24 protein-coding genes are annotated in these 26,795 nt (G+C 69.0%); 19 read left to right on the top strand and 5 right to left on the bottom strand.

What is annotated here, in order from left to right; translation table 11 throughout:
• Positions 1-33: 33 nt before the first annotated feature.
• From OHA18_RS06625 to OHA18_RS06615, 3 genes are all read left to right on the top strand, one after another.
• Complete coding sequence (locus tag OHA18_RS06625; RefSeq protein WP_329002855.1) at positions 34-1,128, top strand: hypothetical protein; 1,095 nt, start codon at positions 34-36, stop codon at positions 1,126-1,128.
• Positions 1,129-1,290: 162 nt separating this feature from the next.
• Positions 1,291-2,742: a bifunctional UDP-N-acetylglucosamine diphosphorylase/glucosamine-1-phosphate N-acetyltransferase GlmU gene (gene glmU / locus OHA18_RS06620; RefSeq protein WP_329002854.1), complete on the top strand. Its 1,452-nt coding sequence runs from the start codon at positions 1,291-1,293 to the stop codon at positions 2,740-2,742.
• 29 nt (positions 2,743-2,771) lie between these two features.
• Positions 2,772-3,752 (top strand): ribose-phosphate diphosphokinase, encoded by a 981-nt coding sequence (locus OHA18_RS06615; RefSeq protein ID WP_329002853.1) that lies wholly within the window; start codon positions 2,772-2,774, stop codon positions 3,750-3,752.
• On the opposite strand, the gene OHA18_RS06610 is transcribed toward OHA18_RS06615, so the two are convergent.
• Complete coding sequence (locus OHA18_RS06610; RefSeq protein ID WP_329002852.1) at positions 3,749-4,435, bottom strand: DUF4386 family protein; 687 nt, start codon at positions 4,433-4,435, stop codon at positions 3,749-3,751. The genes OHA18_RS06615 and OHA18_RS06610 overlap by 4 nt on opposite strands.
• A 138-nt stretch (positions 4,436-4,573) precedes the next feature.
• Between OHA18_RS06610 and OHA18_RS06605 the strand changes: the two genes are divergently transcribed.
• From OHA18_RS06605 to OHA18_RS06595, 3 genes are read left to right on the top strand one after another with little or no spacing between them, the layout of a single operon-like run.
• A complete protein-coding gene (locus tag OHA18_RS06605; protein WP_329002851.1) occupies positions 4,574-6,541 on the top strand; it encodes a sensor histidine kinase in 1,968 nt (655 codons plus the stop codon).
• Positions 6,542-6,578: 37 nt separating this feature from the next.
• Complete coding sequence (locus OHA18_RS06600; RefSeq protein ID WP_329002849.1) at positions 6,579-7,220, top strand: response regulator transcription factor; 642 nt, start codon at positions 6,579-6,581, stop codon at positions 7,218-7,220.
• A gap of 24 nt (positions 7,221-7,244) precedes the next feature.
• Positions 7,245-8,006, top strand: a complete 762-nt coding sequence (locus OHA18_RS06595; RefSeq protein ID WP_329002846.1) for an NAD(P)-binding domain-containing protein — start codon at positions 7,245-7,247, stop codon at positions 8,004-8,006.
• On the opposite strand, the gene OHA18_RS06590 is transcribed toward OHA18_RS06595, so the two are convergent.
• Positions 7,999-8,670, bottom strand: a complete 672-nt coding sequence (locus tag OHA18_RS06590) for a hypothetical protein (protein ID WP_329002845.1) — start codon at positions 8,668-8,670, stop codon at positions 7,999-8,001. The genes OHA18_RS06595 and OHA18_RS06590 overlap by 8 nt on opposite strands.
• Positions 8,671-8,950: 280 nt before the next feature.
• Here OHA18_RS06590 and OHA18_RS06585 point away from each other — a divergent pair, with 280 nt between their 5' ends.
• From OHA18_RS06585 to OHA18_RS06540, 10 genes are all read left to right on the top strand, one after another.
• Positions 8,951-9,595, top strand: a complete 645-nt coding sequence (locus tag OHA18_RS06585) for a 50S ribosomal protein L25/general stress protein Ctc (RefSeq protein ID WP_329002843.1) — start codon at positions 8,951-8,953, stop codon at positions 9,593-9,595.
• 36 nt (positions 9,596-9,631) lie between these two features.
• Entirely contained in the window at positions 9,632-10,207 is a 576-nt protein-coding gene (gene pth / locus OHA18_RS06580) for an aminoacyl-tRNA hydrolase (protein ID WP_329002841.1), read from the top strand.
• Between the two features lie 13 nt (positions 10,208-10,220).
• The gene (gene mfd / locus OHA18_RS06575) at positions 10,221-13,850 is read left to right on the top strand and encodes a transcription-repair coupling factor (protein WP_329002839.1); all 3,630 of its coding nucleotides are present in this window, start codon (positions 10,221-10,223) and stop codon (positions 13,848-13,850) included.
• 31 nt (positions 13,851-13,881) lie between these two features.
• Positions 13,882-14,517, top strand: a complete 636-nt coding sequence (locus tag OHA18_RS06570; protein ID WP_329002838.1) for a hypothetical protein — start codon at positions 13,882-13,884, stop codon at positions 14,515-14,517.
• 14 nt (positions 14,518-14,531) lie between these two features.
• The gene (locus OHA18_RS06565) at positions 14,532-15,542 is read left to right on the top strand and encodes a MazG family protein (protein WP_329002837.1); all 1,011 of its coding nucleotides are present in this window, start codon (positions 14,532-14,534) and stop codon (positions 15,540-15,542) included.
• Positions 15,543-15,761: 219 nt separating this feature from the next.
• Positions 15,762-16,604: a phosphotransferase enzyme family protein gene (locus OHA18_RS06560; protein WP_329002836.1), complete on the top strand. Its 843-nt coding sequence runs from the start codon at positions 15,762-15,764 to the stop codon at positions 16,602-16,604.
• A 248-nt stretch (positions 16,605-16,852) separates the two neighbouring features.
• Positions 16,853-18,133: a phosphopyruvate hydratase gene (gene eno / locus OHA18_RS06555; RefSeq protein ID WP_329002835.1), complete on the top strand. Its 1,281-nt coding sequence runs from the start codon at positions 16,853-16,855 to the stop codon at positions 18,131-18,133.
• An 18-nt stretch (positions 18,134-18,151) separates the two neighbouring features.
• Positions 18,152-18,757 (top strand): FtsB family cell division protein, encoded by a 606-nt coding sequence (locus OHA18_RS06550; protein ID WP_329002833.1) that lies wholly within the window; start codon positions 18,152-18,154, stop codon positions 18,755-18,757.
• A complete protein-coding gene (locus tag OHA18_RS06545) occupies positions 18,754-19,236 on the top strand; it encodes a DUF501 domain-containing protein (RefSeq protein ID WP_329002832.1) in 483 nt (160 codons plus the stop codon). Before OHA18_RS06550 ends, OHA18_RS06545 begins: the two co-directional genes overlap by 4 nt.
• Complete coding sequence (locus OHA18_RS06540) at positions 19,229-20,137, top strand: Ppx/GppA phosphatase family protein (protein ID WP_329002831.1); 909 nt, start codon at positions 19,229-19,231, stop codon at positions 20,135-20,137. The genes OHA18_RS06545 and OHA18_RS06540 overlap by 8 nt, the downstream gene beginning before the upstream one ends.
• 48 nt (positions 20,138-20,185) lie before the next feature.
• Here OHA18_RS06540 and OHA18_RS06535 read toward each other — a convergent pair whose 3' ends face one another.
• The gene (locus OHA18_RS06535; protein ID WP_329002829.1) at positions 20,186-20,770 is read right to left on the bottom strand and encodes a TetR/AcrR family transcriptional regulator; all 585 of its coding nucleotides are present in this window, start codon (positions 20,768-20,770) and stop codon (positions 20,186-20,188) included.
• 130 nt (positions 20,771-20,900) lie between these two features.
• On the opposite strand from OHA18_RS06535, the gene OHA18_RS06530 reads away from it, so the two are divergent.
• The 3 genes from OHA18_RS06530 (at position 20,901) to OHA18_RS06520 (ending at position 24,101) form a co-directional block, all read left to right on the top strand.
• The gene (locus tag OHA18_RS06530; protein WP_329002827.1) at positions 20,901-22,331 is read left to right on the top strand and encodes an MFS transporter; all 1,431 of its coding nucleotides are present in this window, start codon (positions 20,901-20,903) and stop codon (positions 22,329-22,331) included.
• Positions 22,332-22,465: 134 nt separating this feature from the next.
• Positions 22,466-23,296: a uracil-DNA glycosylase gene (locus tag OHA18_RS06525; RefSeq protein WP_329002826.1), complete on the top strand. Its 831-nt coding sequence runs from the start codon at positions 22,466-22,468 to the stop codon at positions 23,294-23,296.
• Positions 23,297-23,351: 55 nt separating this feature from the next.
• Positions 23,352-24,101 (top strand): hypothetical protein, encoded by a 750-nt coding sequence (locus OHA18_RS06520; RefSeq protein WP_329002825.1) that lies wholly within the window; start codon positions 23,352-23,354, stop codon positions 24,099-24,101.
• On the opposite strand, the gene OHA18_RS06515 is transcribed toward OHA18_RS06520, so the two are convergent.
• Together OHA18_RS06515 and OHA18_RS06510 are read right to left on the bottom strand one after the other, a co-directional pair.
• The gene (locus OHA18_RS06515; RefSeq protein ID WP_329002824.1) at positions 24,098-24,910 is read right to left on the bottom strand and encodes an aminoglycoside phosphotransferase family protein; all 813 of its coding nucleotides are present in this window, start codon (positions 24,908-24,910) and stop codon (positions 24,098-24,100) included. The genes OHA18_RS06520 and OHA18_RS06515 overlap by 4 nt on opposite strands.
• 162 nt (positions 24,911-25,072) lie before the next feature.
• Positions 25,073-25,711, bottom strand: coding sequence for a DUF402 domain-containing protein (locus tag OHA18_RS06510; protein WP_329002823.1), 639 nt, complete (start codon positions 25,709-25,711; stop codon positions 25,073-25,075).
• Positions 25,712-26,795 lie beyond the last annotated feature (1,084 nt).

Raw genomic sequence — 26,795 nt, 5'->3', positions numbered from 1 at the left:
GGTGTACGAGACGCTGACTCGGAGGGAACCGTTGTGAGACTGAAGAAAAGCATGCTTGCCGCGATGACGGGGGTCGTCGCGACCGCACTGGCGACAGGATCGGCAGCAGCCCGCCCGGTCCAGCAGGCGGGTTCGTTGCAGTGGGCAAATACTGCGACGCATCGGCAGCCGGCCACGTTCAACGATGTGGCGAGTGGAGCGGGCGGTACGTGGGCGGTCGGGGGCGATCAGGTCGAGGACTTCACCGATCAGCGCCCGTTGGCGATGCGCTGGGACGGGAAGACCTGGAAGGCGACCGCGCAGCCGGTGACGACGAACGCGACCCTGGAGAGCGTCGCGGTGGGTACGGCGACCAACGTCTGGGCTGTCGGCGAGGACCGGACCGACCCGGAGAAGACCAAGCCGCTCGCCATGCACTGGAACGGCACGAAGTGGCAGGTCGTCAAGCCGCCCGCCGTACCGACCGGATCGTTCGACGATGTGGTCGTCGCGCCGGACAAGTCGGTCTGGGTCGCCGGGTGGGCGAACGTCGGGGGCACCGAGCGGGCCGTCGTCTACCGGTACGCCGGTGGGAAGTGGCAAGCGTTGTACGCCGGCCTCGAGACGTCCATCAACGGCAACGTCCTGGCCGTCCTCTCGGCGAACAACGCCTGGCTCGGCCTGAACGCCGGCCTCGCGCACTTCGACGGCAAGCGCTGGACCCTGGTGAAGGACCTGCCGGTCGACGGCTCCCAGATCCCGACCGGCATCGCCGCGGCGGGCCCGAAGAACATCTGGCTCGTCGGCGTTCGGTACGCCTCCGGGATCGCCCCGCTGGCCCTCCACTACAACGGCACCAAGTGGGCCCAGGTGCCGGTCCCCACGGGCATGGCCCAGCTGTACGACGTCGTACTCCGGAACAACAGCCCCGTCGCCGTCGGAGAACGCTTCGAGGGAGCCGACAGCGAGATCGCGAAGCCGTTCGTCCTCCAACTGAGCGGCTCCAAATTCGTCACCGCGCCCGCCCCAAGTGCCCCAACGGGCACCCTTACCGCCATCACCACCACCAAAGACCGCACCTGGACCGTCGGCATGACAGCCGCCGACGTCCAATCCCCGTTCACGGCCCTGGCGGCTTACTCCCGCTGATCGGTCGCGCAGCGTGGTGGGGGCGACGCAGGGTGATGGGGATCTCGGTGAGGGTGGGTGAACGGGGTTCTGGGGAGCAAGTAGGCTTGCGCGGGCACTGCATCGGGTGCCCATGCTGATACTTGTCGAAAGAACTCGCAGGGAACTCGAGGAGAAGACCGCGTGACTTCCCATCGCCCCGCGGCGGTCGTGATCATGGCCGCCGGGCTCGGAACCCGGATGAAATCGGCGACCCCGAAGGTGCTGCACGAGATCGGCGGGCGCAGCCTCGTCGGGCACGCCGTGGTCGCCGCCCGGGCACTCGCCCCCGAACACCTGGTCGTCGTGGTCGGCAGCGGCCGCGAACTGGTCGAGGCGCACCTGAAGGAGGTCGACCCCGACGTCCGGACCGCCGTCCAGGAGCAGCAGCTCGGCACCGGTGACGCGGTCCGCGCCGGGCTGACCGTCGTACCGACGGAGTTCGACGGCTCGGTGATCGTCACGTCCGGTGACGTGCCGCTGCTGGAGGCGGAGACCCTGCACGAGCTGGTCGCCGACCACGACAAGCACGGGAACGCGGTCACCGTCCTGACCGCGCGGGTCCCGGACCCGACCGGGTACGGCCGGATCGTGCAGGGCGACGACGGCACTGTGGCGGCGATCGTCGAGCACAAGGACGCGACCGTGGAGCAGCGTGCGATCGACGAGATCAACGCCGGCATCTACGTGTTCGACGCGGCTACGCTGCGTGACGGCCTGAGTCGCCTCACCACCGACAACGTCCAGGGCGAGCTGTACCTGACCGACGTCATCTCGATCGCCCGGAACGACGGCAAGCGCGTCGGCTCCCACGTCACCGACGATGCGATGCAGACCGAGGGCGTGAACAACCGCATCCAGCTGGCCACGCTCGGTGCGGAGCTGAACCGCCGGACGCTCGTCAAGCACATGCTCGAGGGCGTCACGATCGTCGACCCGAACACCACCTGGGTCGACTCGACGGTCGAGCTGGCCCGCGACGTGACCCTGCTGCCGAACATCCAGCTGCACGGCGCCACGTCGGTCGGCAGCGGTACGACGATCGGCCCGGACACCACGCTGACGGATGTGGAGATCGGCGAGAACGCCACGATCATCCGGACCCACGGCTCGCTCGCGGTGATCGGGGACGGCGCGAGCGTCGGCCCGTTCGCGTACCTGCGGCCGAACACCAGGCTCGGCGTGAAGGGCAAGATCGGCACCTTCGTCGAGACCAAGAACTCGACCATCGGCGACGGCGCCAAGGTGCCGCACCTCACGTACGCCGGGGACGCGACCATCGGCGACGGCGCGAACATCGGCGCCGGCACGATCTTCGCGAACTACGACGGCGTCGCGAAACACCCGACCCACGTCGGCAAGCACTCGTTCATCGGCAGCAACTCGGTGATTGTCGCCCCGCGGACGATCGCGGACGGCGCCTACCTGGCGGCCGGTACGGCGCTGACCGAGGACGTCGGCCCGGGCGAGATCGCGGTCGCGCGCGGCCGGCAGCGCAACATCAAGGGCTGGGTCGCTCGCAAGCGAGCCGGCACCAAGACCGCTCAGGCGGCCGAAGCGGCGCTGGCCGCCCAGCCGGACGACCAGCAGTCCTGAGCACCGAAACACAACGGGAGGCGCGGGCCATGAGTGGGATGAAGCAAACCACCGAGAAGAAACTGATGGTGTTCTCCGGCCGGGCGCATTCCGGTCTGGCCGCGGAGGTCGCCTCGGAGCTCGGCATCGGCCTGGTCCCGACCCAGGCGTACGACTTCGCCAACGGCGAGATCTACGTCCGGTTCGAGGAGTCGGTCCGGGGCAGCGACGCGTTCGTGATCCAGAGCCACACCTCGCCGATCAACGAGTGGATCATGGAGCAGCTGATCATGGTCGACGCGCTGAAGCGGGCGTCGGCCAAGCGGATCACCGTGGTGCTGCCGTTCTACGGGTACGCGCGGCAGGACAAGAAGCACCGCGGCCGCGAACCGATCTCGGCCCGGCTGATGGCCGACCTGTTCAAGACCGCGGGCGCGAACCGGCTGATCTGCGTGGACCTGCACACCTCGCAGATCCAGGGCTTCTTCGACGGCCCGGTCGACCACCTGATGGCGCTGCCGATCCTCAGCGACTACGTCGCGCAGAAGTACGGCGACCAGCAGCTGGCCGTGGTCTCGCCGGACGCCGGCCGGATCAAGGTGGCCGAGCAGTGGTCGGCGCGGCTCGGCGGCGCGCCGCTGGCGTTCATCCACAAGTCCCGCGACATCGACCGGCCGAACGAGACGATCGCGAACCGGGTCGTCGGTGAGGTCAAGGGCCGGGTCTGCATCCTGGTCGACGACATGATCGACACCGCGGGCACGATCACCAAGGCGGCCGACGCGCTGTACGCCGAGGGTGCCGCCGGGGTCGTGATCGCCGCGACCCACGCGATCCTGTCCGGTCCGGCGGTCGACCGCCTGAAGAACTGCCAGGCCAGCGAGGTGATCGTCACCAACACGCTGCCGATCGCGGAGGAGCGCCGCTTCGACAAGCTCACCGAGCTGTCGATCGCGCCGCTGATCAGCCGAGCCATCCGCGAGGTCTTCGAGGACGGCTCGGTGACCAGCCTGTTCGACGGCCGCGCCTAGACAGCACCGCTACGACGCCAGGCGTAGTACGCCGTACCGATGGATGCCGCGGTCATCGGTACGGCGGTCAGCAGGCCGACCCAGCCGTTTCCGGGGATGACGAACGTCAGCACGATCGTCAGCCAGAGCAGCGGGATCCACCGCGGTACGGCGCGCGACCGGAACAGCCCGACAGCCTGGATGACCGTGCCGAGCGCGACCAGCGCTGAGCCGATGATCATCGGGCCGAACAGATGTGCCAGGTCGTCGGCTGCCTGGTCCATGACCGACGTTCCGGCGGCGGCGTCGACGCCGGGTGCGGTGGCGAAGTAGTACGTCGCTGCCCAGCCGGCCACGCCGACGGCGTACAGCGCCGTACCGATCCACATGATCAGGCCGCCGGCCGTCGCCCAGGCCGCACCACGGCGGCGTACCAGGAAGACCGTGAGGAGCGCCTGGGCCAGGACGTTCAGCACCAGGTTGGCGCTGAGGAAGACGAGCAGTCCCCACCAGCGGTCGCGGAGTGGCTGGATGTCGCCGTACGTGTAGGTCTCGCTGCCGCCGGAGGGCTCCGGCCAGAGCACACCACCGGGCAGGGCGGCGACAGCGGTGAGTGCGAGGACCAGTCCGGCGATTCCGATGCGCCGGCGGGTGACGGGATCGGCGGTCGGTACGACGGACGGCCGGGTGGTTTCGGTGGACATGCGGTAGACCCCCTTGATGAGTTCTGACGTGTTCAGCGAACCGCTGAGGACCCGGCCCGCACATCGAAGCGGGCACGGAGTGGGATCTCCGTGCTGGCTCGGAGTCGCAGCGGCGAATCGCGGCCTTACCCTGACGACATGCGGTGGCCGCGGTGGGTCGCGCTCGGTCTCTCCCTGTTCGTCCTGGCGATGGTCGTGGGGAGCAGCTGGCTGTTGATCGCCTACCGCACCGGTCCGCACACGCTGCGGAACTACGTCGGCTTAGGCGGTGTCGCGGCGGCCACTGCGGTGCTCGGGCTCGTGATCAGCCTGCGGGTCCCGCGCAACGCTGTCGGCGCGCTTCTTACCTGGGTCGGCGCGACTGCGGTCTTCCTGGCGTCGCGCGACGTGTACTTCAGCGCTGTGGTGAGCGATTCGGGCAGACTGCCGCTGGACAGTCGAGCGGTCGCCTGGTTCGACGAGAGCGGCTGGTGGTTGTTCGCTGGGGTCGGTCTGTTGCTGCTGTACTTCCCGGACGGTCGGTTGCCGAGTCGCCGCTGGCGAGTGCTCCCTCCGGTGCTGGTACTGCTCGGCGCTGCTCAGCAGGTCTTCGGTGCGTTCAACTCGACGCCGTTCCTCGAGCCCCTGCAGGATCTGCCCAGGCCGTACGCTCCGATGCCGTTGCCGCTCAAGATCCTCAGCGGCACTGCGTTCGCTGCGCTGCTCGTTGCGCTGATCGCGGCCGCAGTCTCCGTCGTACTGCGGTTCCGGCGAGCTGACGGCAGAGTGCGCGCACAGGTGAAGTGGTTGTCGCTGGCCGGCCTGGCTGCTGTGCTCTACCCGTTCGTCTGCGGGGCCGAGATCATCATCACCGGACACACCGGCATCGTCGCGACCATCTTCGGTGTGCTCGCGCTGGTGAGTCTTCCGGCGTCGGTCGCCATCGCGATGCTGCGGCACGACTTGTACGACGTCGACCGCGTACTGGCCGACACAGTCACGTACGGCATCGTCACGGTCGTCCTGCTCGGCACGTACGCCGCGGCCGCCGGCGTACTCGGCGTAGTGCTCGGCCGTGACTCCTCCGTCGTGGCCGCCGCGGCTACTGCTGTGTGCGCATTGGCCCTGGCTCCACTGCGCAGCCGACTGCAGCGGTCAGTCGACCGGCGCCTCTACCCGCCACGGCGTGCAGCCCTGCTGGCGATCGAAGACCTGCAGCGGCGGATCCATACCGAGCAGGCGCAGCCAGAAGAGCTGGAGTCCGCTCTGCGTACTGCGCTGCGCGAGCCGGGGCTGCGGGTCGGCCTGCTCGTGCCAGGCGCGTCCGGCTTCGTCGACGCAGCCGGTACGCCGGTCAGCGGACCGCAGTTGGTACCGGTGATGCTCGGCGGTGCGCAGATCGGCGTACTGGCGTCTGACGTGCTCAATCCCGCCGTACTGAAGGCTGTGGCGGCCGGGGCGGCCAGTCTGGTCGAGGTGACGCGGTTGCGCGCCGAGCTGGCCGGCGCGTTGCGTGAGGTCGAGGCGAGCCGGATGCGGCTGATTCAGGCGGGTGATGCCGAACGGCGGCGGCTCGAGCGGGATCTGCACGACGGTGCGCAGCAACGGCTGGTCTCACTCGGGATGGCGATGCGCCTGGCGCAGCGGCACCTGGGCGACGGTTCGGTCGATGTGGACGGGCTGCTCGATCAGGGGGTCGCGGAGCTGGCCACTGCGGTCGCTGAACTGCGGCAGATCGCGCATGGGCTGCGGCCGACGAGTCTCGATGACGGACTGCATGCGGCGCTGAGCGGGATCACGCAGTCGTTGCCGATTCCGGTCCGGCTGCAGATCCCGCCGGATCTGCCCGAGGAGCTGGCGACGACGGCGTACTTCGTGGCGGCCGAGGCGGTCACGAATGCGGCGAAGTACGCGAATGCGACCGCGATCGCGGTCCGGGTGGCGCAGTCGGCCGGTGCGGTGACGGTGCGGATCGAGGACGACGGGTGCGGGGGAGCGGCACCGAGGCCCGGCTCGGGGCTGAGCGGGTTGCTCGACCGGGTCGCGGCCGTCAGCGGCTCGCTGGAACTCCGCAGCCCAGCGGGCCGCGGCACAACAATCGAGGCAGTGCTGCCATGCGGCTCGTGAGCCCGGCGGGCGCGCGGCTCGGTTGCGGAGGTTCGTCGTGCGGATCGTGATCGGGGAGGATTCGGCGTTGTTCCGGGAGGGGCTGGCGCGGTTGCTGGCCGATGCCGGACATGAGATCGCCGGCCTGGCCGTGGACGCGCCGAGCCTGCTGACCACCGTCGCCGAGACCGAACCCGATCTGGCACTGATCGACATCCGGATGCCGCCGGACCACACCGACGACGGCGCCCGGGCTGCCCGCCGGCTGCGGATGCAGAACCCGGAGCTCGGCATCGTCCTGCTGTCCCAGCACGTCGAGACCCGGCACTCGGTGGAACTCGTCGCGACCGGCCGGTTCGGATACCTGCTGAAAGACCGCGTGCTAGCGGTGGACCAGTTCCTCGACGCTCTCGACCGCGTCGCCGCCGGTGGTTCAGCGCTCGACCCCGAAGTGGTCGCCCGGCTGATCGGCCGTCAGCGTGCCGACGACCGCCTCGCCCCGCTGACCCCACGCGAACGCGAGGTGCTCGCACTGATGGCCGAAGGGTGCACGAACGTCGGCATCGGCCGGCGGCTGTTCCTGACCGAACGGACGGTGGAGACCCACGTCGGCAGCATCCTGGCGAAGCTCGGACTGCTCACCAACGACGAACAGCACCGCCGGGTGCTCGCCGTACTGGCCTATCTTGGGGACCACTGACCGCTCCCCTCGGAGGATGCCGCCATGCGGATCGCTGTGTTCCATCCCGGTGCGATGGGCTCGAAGCTCGCCGGGCAGTTGGTTGCCGCCGGCCATGAGGTGCACTGGGTCCCGGAGGGGCGCCGCGAGGCGTCCAAGCTGCGGGCCGTGGAAGCAGGCCTGATCGCCACACCGTTCGCCCAGGCCGTCGAGCGGGCTGACGTCGTCCTCTGCTCGTGTGCCCCGCAGGGTGCTGTGGACATTGCCAAGCAGGTCGGCGCAGCGGGGTTCAGCGGCCTGTACGTCGAGGCGAATCCGCTGTCGCCGATGTCGCTGCGCGAGGCACAGTCCGCCGTACCGGAGGCGACCTTTGTCGATGCCGGCGTGGTCGGGCCGCCGCCGACCGGTGGACCCAGCCCGACGCACCTCATGCTGTCCGGTACGGCGGCCGACCAGGTCGCCGCGTTGTGGGCCGGGACCGCGGTCACCCCGATGGTGGTCGGCGCGGAGCCAGGTGCGGCCAGCGCGGCGAAGTCGTCGTACGCCCTCTACAACAAGGGCAAGGCGGCGCTGGCGGTGCTCGCGTTCCAGCTGGCCGAGAAGCACGGTGTGACCGAGGCGCTCGTCGCGCAGCAGACCCGCGCCGACGCCGGTTCGCTGAAGGATCCGGCACTGCCGGATCAGCTCCGGAGCGTGGCCTGGCGCTGGGGTCCGGAGTTCGACGAGCTCGCCGAGACGCTGGACAACGCGGGTCTGGAAGGCGACGTGGCCCGCGCACTCCGCGAGGTCTGGACCAAGCTCACCTGAACGTCGGCTGCCCGTAGTCCCGGAGCACGAACGACGGGATCAGGTCGATCAGCTGCGTCATCGCCTCCGCCCGCGCGAGCACGTCGGGTACTTCGAAGCCGTCGCGGCCCCAGCTGACGCAGGCGTTGCCGGCGATCAGCCACTCCAGACCGGGGTTGCGCAGGACGCGCTCCATCATCCGGGGGTGCATGACGGCCGACGCGTACCGGTCGTCGGGGCATTCGATCCGGAACCGGTCGTTGAAGTCCTGGTTCTCCAGCTCGAGGTCGCGTCCCCTGAACGCCCACCGCAGTCCCGTCTCGTGCATCAGCGTGAACGGCGGCAGCGAGACCGGGAGGGACAGCGCAACGAGGTGTACGACGTGCCGCTGCTGGGTCTTGCCGTTGCTCGTGACGTACGTGTAGTCGAACACGCACAGCCCGCGACCGCGGAACTCACCGGCGTACGTCGTCCCCGGATCGCCGCTCGCCGGGACCAGGTTCGCGGCGACCTGCAGCAGCCACGGGTTCGGCGGGACCTGGACCCATCCGACCGCCGCGACCTCCGTCGCGCGCCGCATCGCGGCCGCCCGGCGCCGCCGAACGCTCCAGACCACCAGCCAGATCACGCCCGCCAACATGACGAGCGGGACGAGCAGGCTGAAGACGGCGAACGGTGCGAACACCCTGGCAACGTAAGGCCGGAAACGGGTCACCAGAAGCCGCCCGGGCCGGGGAGCAAAGTGCCTCGACGGTACGGATTTCCCGTCTGGCCAAGGTGGTGGGTAGACTGTTTTGGTTGCCTCGGCGAGGGACGCCCCCCGAGATGTGCAGGGCGCGGCTCCGTGATCGACGCGGTGGTTCGTTGCCTGACGCCTTCTCCGGGGTCAGCAGGCGCCCGCTGAGGCCGCAGCCGAGTTCCATCCAGACAACTGATCACCGCAACGCTTTTGAGGAGTTCATCTCGTGGCCGAGGTCAAGATCCAAGCCGAATCGCGTACGGAGTTCGGCAAGGGGGCTGCCCGCCGAATCCGCCGGGACAACAAGGTTCCCGCTGTCCTCTACGGCCACGGCAGTGACCCGGTGCACATCACGCTGCCCGGTCACGACACCATGCTGGCCCTGAAGACCGCCAACGCCCTGCTGATGATCGAGGTCGAGGGTGGCGAGTCCCACCTGGCGCTGCCGAAGCAGGTCCAGCGCGACCCGATCAAGGGCTTCATCGAGCACGTCGACCTGGTCATCGTCCGGCGTGGCGAGAAGGTCCAGGTCGACATCGCCGTCCACCTCGACGGCGAGGCCGTCAGCGACGCCCTGGTCGTGCTGGAGGCGCAGAGCATCCTGGTCGAGGCCGAGGCGACGCACATCCCCGACGGCGTCACCGTCTCGATCGAGGGCCTGGAGGTCGGCGCCCAGATCCACGCGTCGGACCTGCAGCTGCCGACCGGCACGACGCTGGCCATCGAGCCGGACACCCTGATCGTGAACATCACCGCCCAGCAGACCGCCGAGCAGGCCGAGGCCGAGCTGGCCGAGGCGGAGGCCGAAGCCGGTATCGAGCGGGACGAGCCGACCGCGGCCGAGGAGCCGGTGGCAGCTGCCGCCGAGTAGTCTTCTCGCAGACATCTTTCGGGAGGGCCGGGATCCGTGGCGGACGACGTGTGGTTGGTCGTCGGACTGGGGAATCCCGGCCCTTCCTATGCCCGCACCCGGCACAACATCGGTCACCTCGTCGCCGACGAGCTGGCGGCCCGGACCGGCGGCAAGTGGAAGCAGAGCAAGCAGGTCAAGGCCGAGGTGATCGAGACCCGGATCAGCGGCCTGCGAACGGTGCTGGCCAAGCCCCGTGCGTACATGAACGAGTCCGGCGGCCCGGTCTCCGGGCTGCTGAAGTTCTTCAAGCTGGACCCGGCCAACCTGGTCGTCGTCCACGACGAGCTGGACATCGACTTCGGCGTCCTGCGGTGCAAGTTCGGCGGCGGGGACAACGGCCACAACGGGCTCAAGGCGGTGCGGAAATCGCTTGGCACCGGTGAGTACTATCGAGTGCGGTTCGGTGTGGGTCGTCCGCCGGGCCGGCAGGCCCCCGCCGACTTCGTCCTCAACGAGTTCTCCTCGACCGAACGCAAGGATCTTCCGTTCGCCGTCGACCGGACCGCGGACGCCGTCGAGTGCCTGCTCACCGACGGCCTGGACGCCACCCAAGGGCGGTACAACTCATGAGGATGGACAACTCGTGAAACTGAGCGGTCTGGTCGACACCCTGATCACCGATCCGGTGGTGTCCGAGGCCGTTCGTGACGCCCGGAGCGACAGCGTCACGACCCTCGACCTGAGTGCGCCCGGCCCGGTGCGCCCGGTCCTGCTCGCCGCGATCGCCGCCGCCCAGAACGGCGCCGACCGGCCGGTCCTCGCGGTGACCGCAACCTTCCGCGAGGCCGAGGAGCTCACCGAGGAGCTGCAGTGCCTCGTCGAAGAGCCCGGCACCGTCGCCTACTACCCGGCCTGGGAGACCCTCCCGCACGAGCGCCTCTCGCCCCGGTCCGACACGGTCGGCCGCCGCCTCGCCGTACTGCGACGTCTGGCGCACCCCGATCCGTCCGACGAGACCACCGGGCCGATCAAGATTCTGGTTGCGCCGGTGCGGTCCGTGCTGCAGCCGCAGGTCGCCGGGCTGGCCGACCTGAAGCCGGTGCAGTTGCACGTCGGTGACTCGGTCGAGCTCGAGGACGTCGTGAAGCGGCTCGCCGGCGCGGCGTACCACCGGGTCGACCTGGTCGAGCGGCGCGGCGAGTTCGCGGTCCGCGGCGGCATCATCGACGTGTTCCCGCCGACCGAGGAGCACCCGCTGCGGGTCGACTTCTTCGGTGACGACGTGGAAGAGATCCGGTACTTCGCGGTCGCCGACCAGCGGTCCTTGGAGATCGCCCAGCACGGCCTCTGGGCGCCGCCCTGCCGGGAGCTGCTGCTGACCGACGAGGTCCGCTCGCGCGCCGCCGAACTCGCGAAGGAACACCCCGAGCTGGCCGAGCTGTTCGAGAAGCTCGCCGAGGGGCACGCCGTCGAGGGCATGGAGTCGCTGGCGCCGGTGCTCGTCGACGAGATGGAGCTGCTGGTCGACCTGATGCCGGCCGGTGCGCACGTCATCGTCAGCGACCCCGAGCGGGTCCGGGCCCGGGCGCACGACCTGGTCGCGACCAGCCAGGAGTTCCTGGAGGCGTCGTGGGCCGCGGCCGCCGGTGGCGGCGAGGCCCCGATCGACCTCGGCGCAGCGGCGTACATGTCGCTCGGTGACGTCCGGTCGCATGCCCTGGGCAAGGGGCTGGCCTGGTGGAGCCTCTCGCCGTTCGCGGCCGCGCCGACGGACGCGCCGGAGCTGCGGGACTCGATGGGCGAGCGGATCTCGTTCGACATCGACGCCGATGCCGGCGCGGTGACCAGCAGGATCCTCGCGGTCCACGAAGTCGATCCGTACCGCGGTGAGACGGCGGCCGCCGCCGAGGACATCCGCGGCTGGCTGCGCGACGGCTGGCGGGTCGTCTGCGTCACCGAAGGACATGGTCCCGCGCAGCGGCTGGCCGAGGTGTTCTCCGAGGCCGAGCTGCCGGCCCGTGTGGTCGAAGGGATCGAGGAGATCCCGGAGCCCGGCGTCGTGCTCATCTCGCAGGGCCAGCTCGACCACGGGTTCATTGCCGACGGCATCAAGTTCGCGGTGCTCACCGAGAACGACCTGGCCGGTCAGCGGTCCGCGGCCGAACGCCGTTCCCAGCAACGGATGCCGTCGCGCCGCAAGAAGACGATCGACCCGCTGGAGCTGCAGCCCGGCGACTACGTCGTCCACGAGCAGCACGGCGTCGGCCGGTACGTCGAGATGATGCAGCGGACCGTCGGTTCGGGCTCCCAGAAGGCCACCCGCGAGTACGTCGTGATCGAGTTCGCGCCGAGCAAACGCGGCCAACCGGGCGACCGGCTGTACGTGCCGACCGACCAGCTCGACCAGGTCACCCGGTACGTCGGCGGCGAGCAGCCGACGCTGGACAAGATGGGCGGCGGCGACTGGGCCAAGCGCAAGGGCCGCGCCCGCAAGGCCGTCCGCCAGATCGCCGGCGAGCTGATCAAGCTGTACGCCGCCCGCCAGGCGACCAAGGGCCATGCGTTCGCCAAGGACACCCCGTGGCAGCGCGAGCTCGAGGACGCGTTCCCGTTCGTGGAGACGCCCGACCAGCTGGCCACCATCGACGACGTCAAGCACGACATGGAACGCGTCATGCCGATGGACCGGATCGTCTGCGGCGACGTCGGCTACGGCAAGACCGAGATCGCCGTCCGGGCCGCGTTCAAAGCGGTGCAGGATGGCAAGCAGGTCGCCGTACTCGTGCCGACGACGCTCCTCGTCCAGCAGCACTACGCGACCTTCGCCGAGCGGTACGCCGCCTTCCCTGTCAACGTCGCCCCGCTGTCGCGGTTCCAGACCGACAAGGAGGCCAAGGCGACGATCGACGGCCTGGCCGACGGGTCGGTCGACGTGGTGATCGGGACGCACCGGCTGTTCAGCGGCGAGGTGGCGTTCAAGGACCTCGGGCTGGTCGTGGTCGACGAGGAGCAGCGGTTCGGCGTCGAGCACAAGGAGCAGCTGAAGCGGCTGCGGACGGCGGTCGACGTACTCACGATGTCCGCGACGCCGATCCCGCGGACGCTGGAGATGTCGATCACCGGCATCCGCGAGATGTCCACGATCGCGACCCCGCCGGAGGAGCGGCACCCGGTGCTGACCTTCGTCGGCGCGTACGACGAGCACCAGGTGACCGCGGCGATCCGGCGCGAACTGCTCCGTGAAGGTCAGGTCTTCGTCGTCCACAACCGGGTGAACACGATCGAGAAGGCCGCCGCCCGGATCCGTCAGCTCGTGCCCGAGGCGCGGGTCTCGGTCGCGCACGGCCAGATGAACGAGCACACGCTCGAGAACGTGATCCAGGGCTTCTGGGAGAAGCAGTCCGACGTGATCGTGTGTACGACGATCGTCGAGTCCGGCATCGACATCTCGAACGCGAACACGATGATCATCGAGCGCTCCGACCTGCTCGGTCTGTCCCAGCTGCACCAGCTCCGCGGCCGCGTGGGTCGTGGCCGGGAGCGCGCGTACGCATACTTCTTCTTCCCGCCGGAGAAGCCGCTGACCGAGACCGCCCACGACCGGCTGGCCACGATCGCGCAGCACGCCGACCTGGGCGGCGGTATGGCCGTCGCGATGAAGGACCTGGAGATCCGCGGTGCAGGCAACCTGCTCGGCGGCGAGCAGTCCGGGCACATCGCCGATGTCGGGTTCGATCTCTATGTGCGGCTGGTCGGCGAGGCGGTCGCGGAGTACCGCGGCGACACCCAGACCGAGGAGCCCGAGGTCAAGATCGAGATCCCGATCGACGCCCACCTGCCGCACGACTACATCCCGTCGCAGCGGCTCCGGCTGGAGATGTACCAGCGGCTGGCCGCCGTCCGGGATGCCGACGGGATCGCGGAGCTGGTCGAGGAGCTGCACGACCGGTACGGCGACATCCCGCCGGCCGTGCTGAACCTGATCGAGGTGGCGAAGTTCCGCAACCACGCCCGCCGGGCGGGGCTGCACGACGTCACCCTGCAGGGGAACATGATCCGGTTCGGGCCGGTCGAGCTGCCCGATTCGAAGGTGCTCCGGCTCAACAGGCTGTACCCGAAGAGTCTGGTGAAGCCGCAACTGCATACCATTCTGGTGCCGAGACCTGCCACCAGGCCGGTCGGCGGTCAGCCGCTCCGGGACCAGGAGTTGCTGCAATGGTGCACCCGGTTGATCGACGACGTGATCGCGGAACCTATCGTGGTGCCGGCGTGAACCCTTTGAAGAAGAGACACGAGGAGATTCGGTGAGCACACGGCTACGGGCTCTCGGTGCGGTAGTGGCGATCGTGCTGCTGACCGGTGGTTGCGCGGCGGGCACGCACCCGGGTGCGGCGGCCGTTGTCGGCAAGACCGAGATCAGCATCGGCGACGTCGACAAGACCTCGCAGGCGGTCACCACGGCGCTCGGGCAGAACTACAACACCGCCGCCGCGCTGAGCGACCTGGTGAACAACGCGATCCTCGGTCAGATCCAGCAGGAGAAGTCGGTCCCGGTCACTCCGGCGGAGACCGCCGCGGCAGCCAGGAGCGCGGTCGGCGACGACGACGCGACATACCAGAAGTTCCAGACCGACACGGTTTCGCGCGACTTCCTGAACGCGGTCGCGACGGCCGCGGTCGTCACGGTCAAGCTCGGCGGCGGCACGGTCAAGGACCTCCAGGACCAGGCCAAGCTCCAGCAGGGCCTGCTGGCGGTCAAGGACGCGTCGAAGAACATCACGGTCTCGGTCGCGCCGCGCTTCGGCCAGTGGACCGACGGCAAGCTCGACACGACGGTCTCCGGTTCGCTCTCGGTCGAGTCCGACCAGACCGCAGCCAAGCGCAAGGCCGCCGCGGACGCAGCCCAGCAGGCCCAGGGCCAAGGCCAGCCCCAGGGCTGAGACAGCAGGCCCCGGTGACCAACGACACCCAGCCCGGGCCAGGTGAGTCCGGCCGCATCACGGTCGTCCTCACCAGCCCCCGGGTAGCCCCAGGCCTCCTCACCCGAGCAACCTGGCAAGCCCTGACCGACGCCACCGAGATCGGCGCCGGCCAGGTGGTGCGAGCCGACGTGGAGGCTGTGGTTGGTTCGGGCCTCGCCGTCACGCAGGTTGATGGTGGGGTCGCCGAGCATTGGGGCTGGTTGTCGGCAGCGGCTTCGGCCGGGCGGCAGGTGGCCTGGTTGGTCGGGGACGACGGTGAGCCCGGGCTGTTGCGTGTGGTGGCCGATCAGCTGGCGCGCGACCCGCGTCCGGCGTACGAGGTGGAGATCCTGCACGGCTCGTACGACGTACCGGGTGCCCGGCTGATCGATCTGGTGCGGGTGATGGACCGGCTCCGGCGGAACTGCCCGTGGGACCAGGAGCAGACGCACGAGAGCCTCGCGAAGTACCTGCTCGAGGAGACGTACGAGACGCTCGAGGCGATCGACACCGGGGACCTCTCGCACCTGCAGGAGGAGCTGGGTGATCTGCTGCTGCAGGTCGCGTTCCACTCCCGGATCGCCGAGGACAACCCCGACGAGGCCTTCACGATCGACGACGTCTCGGCCGGCATCGTCGAGAAACTCATCCGCCGCCACCCGCACGTCTTCGGCACCGTCGACGCCGCGGACGCCGCCGCCGTCGAAGCCAACTGGGAAACCATCAAAGCCGCCGAGAAGCAACGCACCTCGGTCCTCGAAGGCATCCCACTGGCCCTCCCCGCACTGGCCCTGGCCGACAAGATCCTGGGCCGCGCCGCCAAGGTCCTCCCGCCGGGTGCCGCTCCCGAGGCCGATCCGACGGTCACCTCCGCCGAGCAGATCGGCCCGGAACTGCTCGCCATCGTCCGCGAAGCCCGCCGCCTCGGCGTCGACGCGGAGCAGGCCCTGCGGCAAGCCGTCGGAGAACTCGCCGACCAGGTCCGCACCGCCGAGAACACCTGACCTACTGCGCCCCAGCTAGCGAGGCGCCCGATATGCCTAGCTCTCCGCCTTCGTCATCCGGCGCATGCGGGCGTACACAAGAACGGGTGGTGTGGAGGGCTGGGTAGTGCACCTGAGCCTGGCTGCGGCGGTGCGTACGCTGTACAGCAGGTGCACTACCCGTTCTTCGGTACCGAAAATCAGCTGCTCGTGGTGGTGGGTGGTTGAGAGGGTGGCCGGGTGGATGTCGCCGAGGTACTGCGGGAGCGCTGGGGGCTGACTGCGTCGGAGGTGGAGGCGCTGGACGGTGGGATGGGGTCGTTCACCTGGTTGGCTGCCGGCGAGGACTGGCGAGTGGTGGTCAAGACGGTCGACGGGCGCGACAACGGGTTCGCGCCGGGGCTGGAGCTTGCGGAGCGGCTGTCCGACGGCGGCGTGACAACCGGTCGGCCGGTGCGGAGTTCCGCCGGCAGGATCGCCGAGCGGGTCGATGGTCGCGTGGTGGGTGTCCTCGAGTTCGTCGACGGCACACCATTGGGCTCGGCTGAGGCCGACCAACGCACCATCGGCGGGCTGCTCGGCCGCGTTCATGAACTGTCGGCGATGGAGCCCGGTGACTTGAAGGTCTGGCTCGGCGTCGTCACGCAGTGGGACGACTACCTGGACCTCGAGCCGTGGATCCGGCCCGCCTGTGCGGCCGCGGTTTCCGACGCGCTCGCCCTCGAGGACCTGTCCTGGGCCGGGCTGCACGGCGACCCTGCAGCCGAAGCATTCCTGCGCCGGCCGAGCGGCGACGTCGCTCTCATCGACTGGGGCGCGGCGATGTACGGCCCGATCCTGTACGACGTCGCTTCGGCCGCGATGTACAACGGCCGGACCCACATCGTCTCGTCGTACCTCGCCGGGCGCCCCGATCGTACCGACGAGGTGCGCCGCGGCCTCGACGCCTTCCTTCGGGTCCGCTACGCCGTCCAGGCCGCGTACTTCGCCTGGCGCTGCACCGAGGACGTCCGCGTCGGCATCACGTCCCCGGCCGAGAACCACAAGGGCCTATCCGACGCCCGCCGCTCGTTCGGCCTGTAGATCTCCCAAGACCGCGGCCTCCGTCGCCGCCCAGTTCTTGAAGAGATACCGATGGGGTACGACGGGCGTGATCGTCTTGCTGGGTGTGGATTCCGGCAATTTGGCCGTCTATCGGGCGCCCAACGGAGTGTTACTGACGCGGGAGGTACCTGTGGATGCGATCGTTAGGACCGACGCGGTCCACTGAGGCTGGTGGTCTGGAGGCTAGGCTCGGGACCGATTCGTCATCGAGAACTTGGGAGTCAATAGTGGCCACCATCGAGGCCGTCGGCGCCCGCGAGATCCTCGACTCGCGCGGCAACCCCACTGTCGAGGTCGAGGTTCTGCTCGACGACGACACCGTCGCCCGGGCGGCCGTCCCGTCGGGCGCGTCCACCGGCCAGTTCGAGGCCGTCGAGCTGCGTGACGGCGACAAGGACCGGTACGGCGGCAAGGGTGTCCAGAAAGCGATCACCGCGATCCTGGAGGACATCGACAAGGAGATCGTCGGGTACGACGTCCACGAGCAGCGGCTGATCGACCAGGCCCTGCTCGACCTGGACGGCACCCCGAACAAGGCCAAGCTCGGCGCGAACGCCATCCTCGGCGTCAGCCTCGCGGTCGCGAAGGCGGCTGCGGACAGCTCCGGCCTGCCGCTGTTCCGGTACGTCGGCGGCCCGAACGCGCACGTCCTGCCGGTGCCGATGATGAACATCCTGAACGGCGGCGCGCACGCGGACAGCAACGTCGACGTGCAGGAGTTCATGATCGCCCCGATCGGCGCCGCGACGTACGGCGAGGCGCTGATGCAAGGCGCGACCGTCTACCACGCGCTGAAGGCGGTGCTGAAGGAGCGCGGTCTGTCCACCGGTCTCGGCGACGAGGGCGGTTTCGCGCCGAACCTGGCCAGCAACCGCGAGGCGCTCGACCTGATAGCGGTCGCGGTCGAGAAGGCCGGCCTGCAGCTGGGCAAGGACATCGCGCTGGCGATGGACGTCGCGGCGAGCGAGTTCCACACCGACGGCGTGTACGCGTTCGAGGGCGGCAAGAAGTCGGCCGACGAGATGATCGCCTACTACGCCGACCTGGTGGCGTCGTACCCGATCGTCTCGATCGAGGACCCGCTGAACGAGGAGGACTGGGACGGCTGGAAGAGCCTGACCGGTCAGCTCGGCGACAAGATCCAGATCGTCGGCGACGACCTGTTCGTCACCAACGTCGAGCGGCTGCAGCGCGGCATCACCGAGAAGTCGGCGAACAGCCTGCTGGTCAAGGTGAACCAGATCGGCTCGCTGAGCGAGACCCTGGACGCCGTCGACCTGGCCCACCGCAGCGGCTTCACCTGCATGATGAGCCACCGCTCCGGCGAGACCGAGGACACCACGATCGCCGACCTCGCGGTCGCGACCAACTGCGGCCAGATCAAGTCCGGCGCCCCGGCCCGGTCCGACCGCACCGCGAAGTACAACCAGCTGCTCCGGATCGAGGAGGAGCTCGACGACGCGGCGACGTACGCCGGTCGCTCGGCCTTCCCGCGCTTCCAGGGCTGACCGCAGGAGGTTCCAGGTATGCCGTCCCGTCGGGAATCCGGTGCACGCCCCGGCTCGCGTCCGTCGAGCCGGACCCAGTCGCGTCCACCGGCCCGGCGGGGCGACCAGCCCAAGCGCCGTTCGGCCGGACCTCAGGCCGAGCCGGCGCGGACCAGGGGTTCGCGCAACCTGACCGGGCGGGCAGCCGTCGTGCTGCTGGTCCTCGGGGCCCTGATCGTGTCGTACGCGCAGAGCCTGCGGGTGTGGTTCGACCAGCACCAGCAGGTCAGCGCGCTGCAGCAGGAGATCCGGGACCGGGAGAAGCGGGTCGGTGAGCTGAACGACGAGATCGCCCGCTGGGACGACGACGCGTACGTGAAGGCACAGGCGCGGCAGCGGCTCGGCTGGGTGATGCCGGGCGAGGTCGGGTACCGCGTGATCGGTGCGGACGGGAAGCCGGTCGGGGCCCCACCGGAGCCGGCGACGCCGTCGGACGGTGCGACGGACACGCAGAAGCCGACCTGGTACACGAAGCTGTGGGGGAGCGTCGAGGGCGCCGGGAAACCGCCGGTGACCGCGACACCGACCCCCGCCAAGCCCACCCCGAAGCCGATCATCACACCGTCACCTAAGGTGACCAGGTGAGTGTCAGTCCTGCCGACCAAGAAGCAGTCAGCAAGCAGCTCGGCCGTACGGCGCGTGGGATCCGCTCGATCGCGCATCGCTGCAGCTGCAGCCTCCCCGACGTGGTCGAGACCGAGCCGCGCCTCCCGGACGGTACGCCGTTCCCCACCACGTACTACGTGACGTGCCCGCGGCTGGCGTCCGCGATCGGGACCCTCGAGGCCTCCGGCATGATGAAAGAGATGACGGACCGCCTGGCCGAGGATGAAGACCTGGCCGCGCGCTACCGTGCCGCCCACGAGTCCTACCTGGCGCACCGCGAGTCGATCGAGCATGTCGAGGAGATCGCCGGCATCACGGCGGGCGGCATGCCTACCCGGGTGAAGTGCCTGCACGTGCTGGTCGGCCATTCGCTGGCCGTCGGTCCCGGCGTAAATCCCCTGGGCGACGAGGCACTGGAAGCTTTGGAGGACTGGGGCCGCCGGGGTCCGTGTGTCTGAGCGGGTCGCCGCAGTCGACTGTGGCACCAACTCGATCCGGCTACTGATCGCGGATCTGGTCGACGGTCAGCTGGTTGAGGTCGACCGGCGGATGACGATCGTCCGCCTCGGGCAGGGCGTCGATGCCACCGGCGCCTTCGCTCCTGAAGCTCTGGCCCGGGTGTTCAAGGCAGTTGCAGAGTTCGCAGCGCTCATCCAGTCCGCGGGTGTCACCAGGCTCCGCTTCGTAGCCACCTCCGCCGCCCGGGATGTGAGCAACCGGGACGAGTTCTTCGCAGGTGTGCGGGCTCGGCTGGGCATCGACCCGGAGATCATCTCCGGCCGCGAGGAGGCCGAGCTCAGCTTCCGCGGCGCCACCACCTCGCTCGACCTGCCCGCGCCGTACCTGGTAGCCGACATCGGCGGCGGCTCCACCGAACTCGTCCTGGGCGACGCGAACGGCGTGATCGCGGCCGAGTCCCTCGACATCGGCTCCGTCCGCCTCACCGAACGCCACGTCACCACCGACCCCACCTCCCCAGCCGAACTGGCCGCAATCACCAAAGACGTCGACACCCTCCTCGACAGCACCACAGTCCCGTTGGCGGACACCCGCGCGCTCATCGCGGTAGCGGGCACTGCAACGACCGTCGCCGCGGTGGCTCTCGACCTCCCGGAGTACGACCGGAACGCCGTCCACCACGCTCGCCTGACCGCCGCCGACGTACGCCGAACCACCACCTGGCTCACCACATCGACCCGCGCCGACCGATCAGCCGTACGCTCGATCCACCCCGGCCGCGTCGACGTGATCGGCGCCGGCGCCCTCATCCTGCAACGCCTCACCGACCGCCTACCCGTCGACGCCCTGACCGTCTCCGAACACGACATCCTCGACGGCGTCGGGCTCTCGCTTATCTAGCCTGTGGATAACGCCCCGTCACCAGCAGACGATCGCTGTACGCTCAAGTCAGAAGGAAGAACGCGCGCGGACGCCGTCCAGGGCGATGGCTAGGACCCGGTCGCGTTGGGCCTGGTCGACGAAGCCGGCGGCGGTGAGGCCGCTGACCATGCGGAGGAGGTCGTCGAACGAGACGTCCTTGCGGGCCTCGCCGGCCTGCTGGGCTCGCTCGAACAGCGGCGTCCCGGCGGCGTACATCGCCTCGCGGGCGGCCTTGAAGTTCTCGGCCTCGCGGTTCAGCGACTCCCAGATCGCGCGCTTCGTCGCGGCGTACTCGACGAACCGCTGCAGCCACGTCGTCAGCGCATCCCACGGCGGCAGGTCGGCCGCCTTCTCAGCAGCGATGCACAGCTCCTCGATCTCGCCGAAGTACACCGCGTTCAGCAGGTCCTGCCGGTTCGGGAAGTTGCGGTACAGCGTGCCGATGCCGACGCCGGCCTGACGGGCGATGTCCTCCAGCGACGCCTCGACCCCCTTGGTCGCGAACGCGTCCCGGGCGGCGGCGAGCAGGGCGTCGAAGTTCCGTCGCGCATCCGCCCGCTGCGGCCGCCGTACGTCGACCTGCAGCGCGGGCCTGCTCTGCTCGCTCACCATTCGATCACCTTAGCCAGTTGTTACCGGAGGCATACCTCCGTTATAGTGGAGGCACACCTCGACTTTACCAGTCCGGGGAACCTCGCGCCGTCGTACGGCGCGCTTCGCACCCCTCTCGAAGGACTTCTGCATGCCTGTCATCAGGTCTGGAAACCCGCGACTGACCTTGGCGGTCCTCGCCACGGTCGTTGCTTCGTTCTCGATGTTGCAGTCGCTGGTGAGCCCGGCGCTGCCCGTCATCCAGCACGACCTGCACACCACCCCGAGCACGGTCACCTGGGTCTTCACCGCTTTGCTGCTCTCCGTCTCGGTCGCAACACCCCTGCTCGGCCGGATCGGCGACATGGTCGGCAAGGAGCGCACCCTGTTCATCGCGCTGGCAGCGCTCGTCGTCGGCTGCCTGATCGCGGCTCTCGCGCCCAATGTCGGCGTACTGATCGCCGCCCGCGTCTTCCAGGGGGTCGGCGGGGCCGTGTTCCCGCTGTCGTTCGGGATCATCCGGGACGAGTTCCCGGCCGAGCGCGTGCCGTCGGTGGTCGGCGTGGTCTCCGCGATCATCGCCGCCGGCGGTGGGCTCGGGATCGTACTGGCCGGGCCGATCGTGGAGTGGCTCGGCTGGCGCTGGCTGTTCTGGATCCCGATGATCGTCGTCGCGCTGTCGACGGCGATGGTACGGCGCTATGTCCCGGAGTCGCCGAACCGCGAACCGGGCCGGATCGACTGGCTCGCCGCCGCGTTCCTGTCCGGGTGGCTCGTCGCGTTGCTGCTCCCGCTGAGCGCCGGCCGTTCGTGGGGCTGGGGGTCGTTCCGGACCATCGGGCTGTTCGCGCTGGCCGTCGTACTCTTCGCCGGCTGGATCACCGTCGAGCTGCGCTCGCGGAACCCGCTCATCGACATGCGGATGATGCGCCGCCCGGCCATCTGGACGACGAACCTGGTGGCGCTGCTGTTCGGGGCGGCGATGTTCGCCGTGTACGCGTTCGTGCCGCAGTTCATGCAGATCCCCAAGGCGGCCGGGTTCGGTTTCGGCTCGAGCGTGACGCAGGCCGGTCTGCTGATGCTGCCGATGCTGGTCACGATGGCCTTGACCGGCTCGCTCAGCGGCCCGCTCGCACCCCACTTCAGCGCCAAGGCGCAGGTCGTCTGGGGATCCGGGCTGATCCTGGTCGCCGCGCTGCTCTTCGCCGAGTTCCACGACCAGCCGTGGCAGGTCGCGGTGTCCACCGCCCTCTTCGGCGTCGGGCTGGGGCTCGCGTACGCGTCCATGACGAGCCTGATCGTCCAGAACGTCCCCCGCGAACAGACCGGCGCCGCGACCGGTATGAACGCCAACATCCGCACCATCGGCGGCTCCATCGGCACTGCACTGGCCAGCTCCATCATCACCGGCCACCTCCAGCCGTCCGGCCTCCCCGCCGAGTCCGGCTTCACCGACACGTTCCTCCTACTGGCCGCCTTCGCCGCCGCCGCCGTCGTACTAGCCCTCGCCATCCCCAACCACCGCCGTACCCGAGCCATCCCCGCCGCGGCCGAACCGGTGCCGGAGAAACTCGTCGCCTGACCCCGTCGCTTGGAGCGGATCCCCAGGCCATCGCAATCGACCACCGCTGAGCGCCGCCAGCGTGAGGCGTCGGATCGCCGTCGGTTGTGATGGCCTGGGGATCCGGTTGTTCCGGTGGTGCATAGTCTGAGGGGGTGAAGCTTGCGCATCCGTTGACGGGGGAGTTGTTCGAGAGCCCGGTGCCGCCTGGAACCGGGTGGCCGGAGGATCCCGCGGTACGGCGTACTCCGGTGGCGCACGATGCGGCCGAGGTCGTGAAGCTCGCAGCGACGGACGACCTGAGGGAACTGGAAGCCAGGGTGTCCGTCTGCCGTGCCTGTCCGCGGCTGGTGGAATGGCGGGAAGATGTTGCCATCGGCAAGCGGAAGTCCTTCGCCGACCAGCCGTACTGGGGTCGCCCGATCCCCGGCTGGGGTGATCCGGCGCCGCGGATCCTGATCGCCGGCCTCGCCCCCGCGGCGAACGGCGGCAACCGTACCGGTCGGGTCTTCACCGGCGACCGCTCCGGCGACTGGCTGTTCGCCTCGCTCTACCGCGTCGGCCTCGCCAACCAGCCCACCAGTGAACACGCCGGTGACGGCCTACAGCTGACCGGCGCCCGCATGATCGCCGCCGTCCGCTGCGCCCCACCCGCCAACAAACCCACCCCCGGCGAACGCGACACCTGCACCCCCTGGTTCCGCCGCGAACTCGAGCTCTGCCTCCCCACCACCCGAGCCATCGTCTGCCTGGGCAAGTTCGGGTACGACGCCCTGCTGGCCGGCCTCGCCGCGCTGGGCGCCGAAATCCCCCGCCCTCGCCCCAAGTTCGGCCACGCGGTAGAGCACCAGATCCCAACCCCACAAGGCGATGTCACCGTCCTGGGCTGCTTCCACCCCAGCCAGCAGAACACCTTCACCGGCAAACTCACCGAACCGATGCTCGACGCCGTCCTCACCCGCGCGAAGACCCTGGCCCAAGCTTGACCTGACCGCTGAACGTGTTGGAGGCTGCCGATCATGCATCCGGTCCGGGTTCCACATGACGCCTGACAACCTGCCCGAGCACTCCCGGGGACGTCCGGCCGCTCAACGCCCTGCGGGTGGTGGAGTAGAGCGCGCTCCTGCAACGCCGCCGCCACCGCCTGCCGCGCACCAGGCCTCGCAGTTGGGGTGGGTCGCCAGCCCGGACCGGTTCCACTGGTGGTCGGAGATCCACGACGACGTCAAGGCATACCTGGAGCGCAAGGTCGGACGGCCCATCGAGTGGTGGGCCGACCTGCACGAGCGCGAGCGCGATCGCCCGTACGCCGTCGTGCTGGGCCCGAACGGACTTGCGGTGACGACGCCGCGGGTCAATACGCAGGGCCAGCGGACCCAGAGCGTGCGCATCGATCCGTTCGTACCGTCGAGCCTCGAGCAGACCGTCGTACAGCAGAAGCCCACCCGGCCGCGTGGTGGTCTCCGCTCGCTCGCGTCACGCGGCCGGGACCTGCGATCCGAGCCGCCGTTAGCACTACAGCTGGAGCTCACGGAGTACATGCGCGGCATCCTCGGCAATCTGCCCTTGGAGGCGCAACAACGCCTGCAGACGCCGTTCCTCGGTGCGCAAGCCATCAAGCACTATCAGTCCTACTACTACGGCAGCGACGAGAAGCTCGACCTGTGGTGCTACCTCGCGGGCGACCAGACCGTCACCTTCGCGGCCGGACACCGGACCCTGCCCCGCGGTGCCGACCCCCAGCAGGCAACCTGGCGCCTGACCCTCTACCAAGCGGACGTCGCCAGCTAAGTGCAGGACATGAGGCGGTCCGCTTCGGCCAGCAGCAGATCGCCGAAGGGCTGAAAGCCGATGCTGCACGCGTAAACGCCGCTGAAGACTCGGTGGACGGTTCCCCATTCCCAGATGGCGGTGGCATCCACGCCCGTGCGAGAAGCCAGCTGCTCGGTCCGCGCCCGGAGGTCGTCGCCGAGGTCCGGGTTGCAACGCACGATGGTGCCGAGATCGCACGCCGGTTCGGCCCGCAGCCCGGCTGGATCGATGAGCTTGTAGCTGCCGTCACTCGCCTGCAGGGCGTTCATCTCGTGGATATCACCGTGGACGAGAACCGCGGACCGATCGTCGTGGGCAAGGCGACGACGATTCATGCAGTCCAGTGCGTCCGCCACAGCGGCCCGCGTACACGGTCGCCCCGCCTGCTCCCAGAGTTGTGGCAGCCGATCGGCGTACTGCTCAGCCAGCGTCGCGCCGGTCGGAAGATCGATGTCGGGACCGATCGGACGCCACAGGCGAACCGCCACGTCGCACAACAAGCTGTGGCGGCTGGCAGGGTCGGCCACGGTGTCGTACATCGGAGCTCCAAGGCGCTCCAGCAGAAGGGCTTGTCGACCCAGGTCTTCGCCCAACAGCTTGGCGCATCCCTCACCGTCCGCCAGGCGCAATGCCATGGCCTCCGGCCCAACGTCCCGACCTGGCACGCCGACCTTGAGGACCGCCGGAGTCCCGTCAACCAGCGTCACCTCGACGGCCAGCGCCGCGTGCCCGCCCGAGAAGCTGGGACCGATCACCAGAGCCCACTCCTGCGCCAGTGAGTCGACCAAGCCCGGCAGCTCGTCCAGCCACGATTCGTTCCCGTCGGAGACGACCGTCCTCCGGACCTGATCAGGAATGTCGAGACTCACCCCGCCACCTAAACCGACCGAACACGCCACCCGCAACCCGAATTCTCACCAGCTCGTCCCGACCGATACCTCACCTGACGATCAGCGGGACGCCACCTCGGCGTCCCAGTACGGGGGCAGGTCGGCCGGTTCCCACGACGGATCGGGACGGAAATCCGTGTACCGGCCGTCGAACGGGAACCGGCCGGCCTCGAGGTCGCCGATGATGCGCTTGCCGGCGGCACGGATGCGGTCCGCCTCGACCGCCGTCCAGTACGCCGGATGGTCGACACGCTCGGCCAGCTCGTCCTCGTCCTTCCAGGACCAGCTGCGATCGGGCGCGACTACGATGTCGAGCGCGTGATCGAGGATGTCGGTCCCGGCCGACCAGCGGCGTACCGGGGACTCCAGGTTCACGTACCAGCCTTCGAACCGCATCTCCAGGTCGAAGAACCACCACACCGAATGATCGGCTTCGGGTTCCGTGCGGATCAGCACGTGCCGGCCTTCCCAGCGCCGCGGCCAGAGCATGGACGGCGTACGGTCCCGCTCCGCCAGCGACATCTTCCGGATCGACGCACCGTCCCGAGTGCCGCGCAGCATGCAGTCCGACCCGGCCGCAGTCCAGGTGAGCAGCGCCTCCGCGTCGTCGCGCACAACCCGCGCGGTCTCCACCGCGGCAATCATCCCGTTGCGGTGGACATCACGACGAGCAATCGACCGACCAGCAGCAAAAACCATCGAGCCATGCTACGACCGCCACCACATCATCCTGTGCCCGGGACGGGATTCTAACCCGTATGCCTTGCGGACCGCGAGGTTTAAGTTCGATCAGCCGTCGTCCAGCGGTGTCCACACTCGTTCATCCGACGCTCACGATCGTGCTTCGCGGCTGCCCCGAGCTGGGCGGTACCGCACCGAACTGCAACCAGAGGTGCAACCACGCGGCGGTACGACGCGACTTCCGCCAGACGGTCGAACCCCGAACCCGCTGATAATCGGCAGATCTACTCAGCGTTGCTGGTTGTCGCCCGAGATCCCTTTATTTGCTGGGCATTCGTCGCGCTGTGGTCGGTCGTTGCTGTCGGTCGGCTCCGGTCGATGCCGGTTGAATCCCGACCCGTAAGTCGTCCCGCTGAACGCGAGGTGTGGCCGTCCAGCGAATCATGGCCGCCCATCAAAGGTGGCTGGATAAAGCACGTAGCGCCACGGCTGCACTGCTTGGCTTCTACCGTCGTGCTGCGTTGCTCAGGTCGCGTCAAGCTAGCAAGGGAGTCGTGGATGGGTGCGTCAGAGTGGAGATACTTCGTTCCTTACCAGGAGGATCTCAACCAAGCTCTGCAGAACCTGCGGCAGCAGGTGTTCTCGACTGACGAGTACTGGTGGTACGGGGACAGCGAGTATCTCTCGCCTGCCAACCGCTCACCCCGGCCTGCGCGGCTGGAGGACCTGTTCGAAGACGAGTACGTTCGCGAGGAGGGGACGCACTCCATCCTGGATGTGTTCCGAGTGGTCGACCCTGACCGGCCGCGTGACTGGTACGACCACTGCACGATCGTTCCGGCTACCGCCGATGAGGTTCGAGCTGCAATCGGTACGGATCGACCAACCCGAACTGATACTGCCGAGCTTGATGACAAGCTGCCTCGAGCCCGGAAAGTTGACGACGTAATCCCCTCAGCCAACGCGGAGTACATCCCCAGCCCTCCTCCGCCTCGGTCTCCACCCAACTTTGAGAAGCCACCGCCCAGTTCCAGCACGGAATTGTGGTCGGTGGCTTCTCAAAGTTGCGTAGAGCACCGGCGAGACGGCGTACACGCGGACT

The organism is Kribbella sp. NBC_00709 (assembly GCF_036226565.1).
Classification (GTDB): domain Bacteria; phylum Actinomycetota; class Actinomycetes; order Propionibacteriales; family Kribbellaceae; genus Kribbella.
The sequence above is the reverse complement of the archived record's forward strand: the minus strand, read 5'-3'. Positions and strand labels throughout refer to the sequence as shown.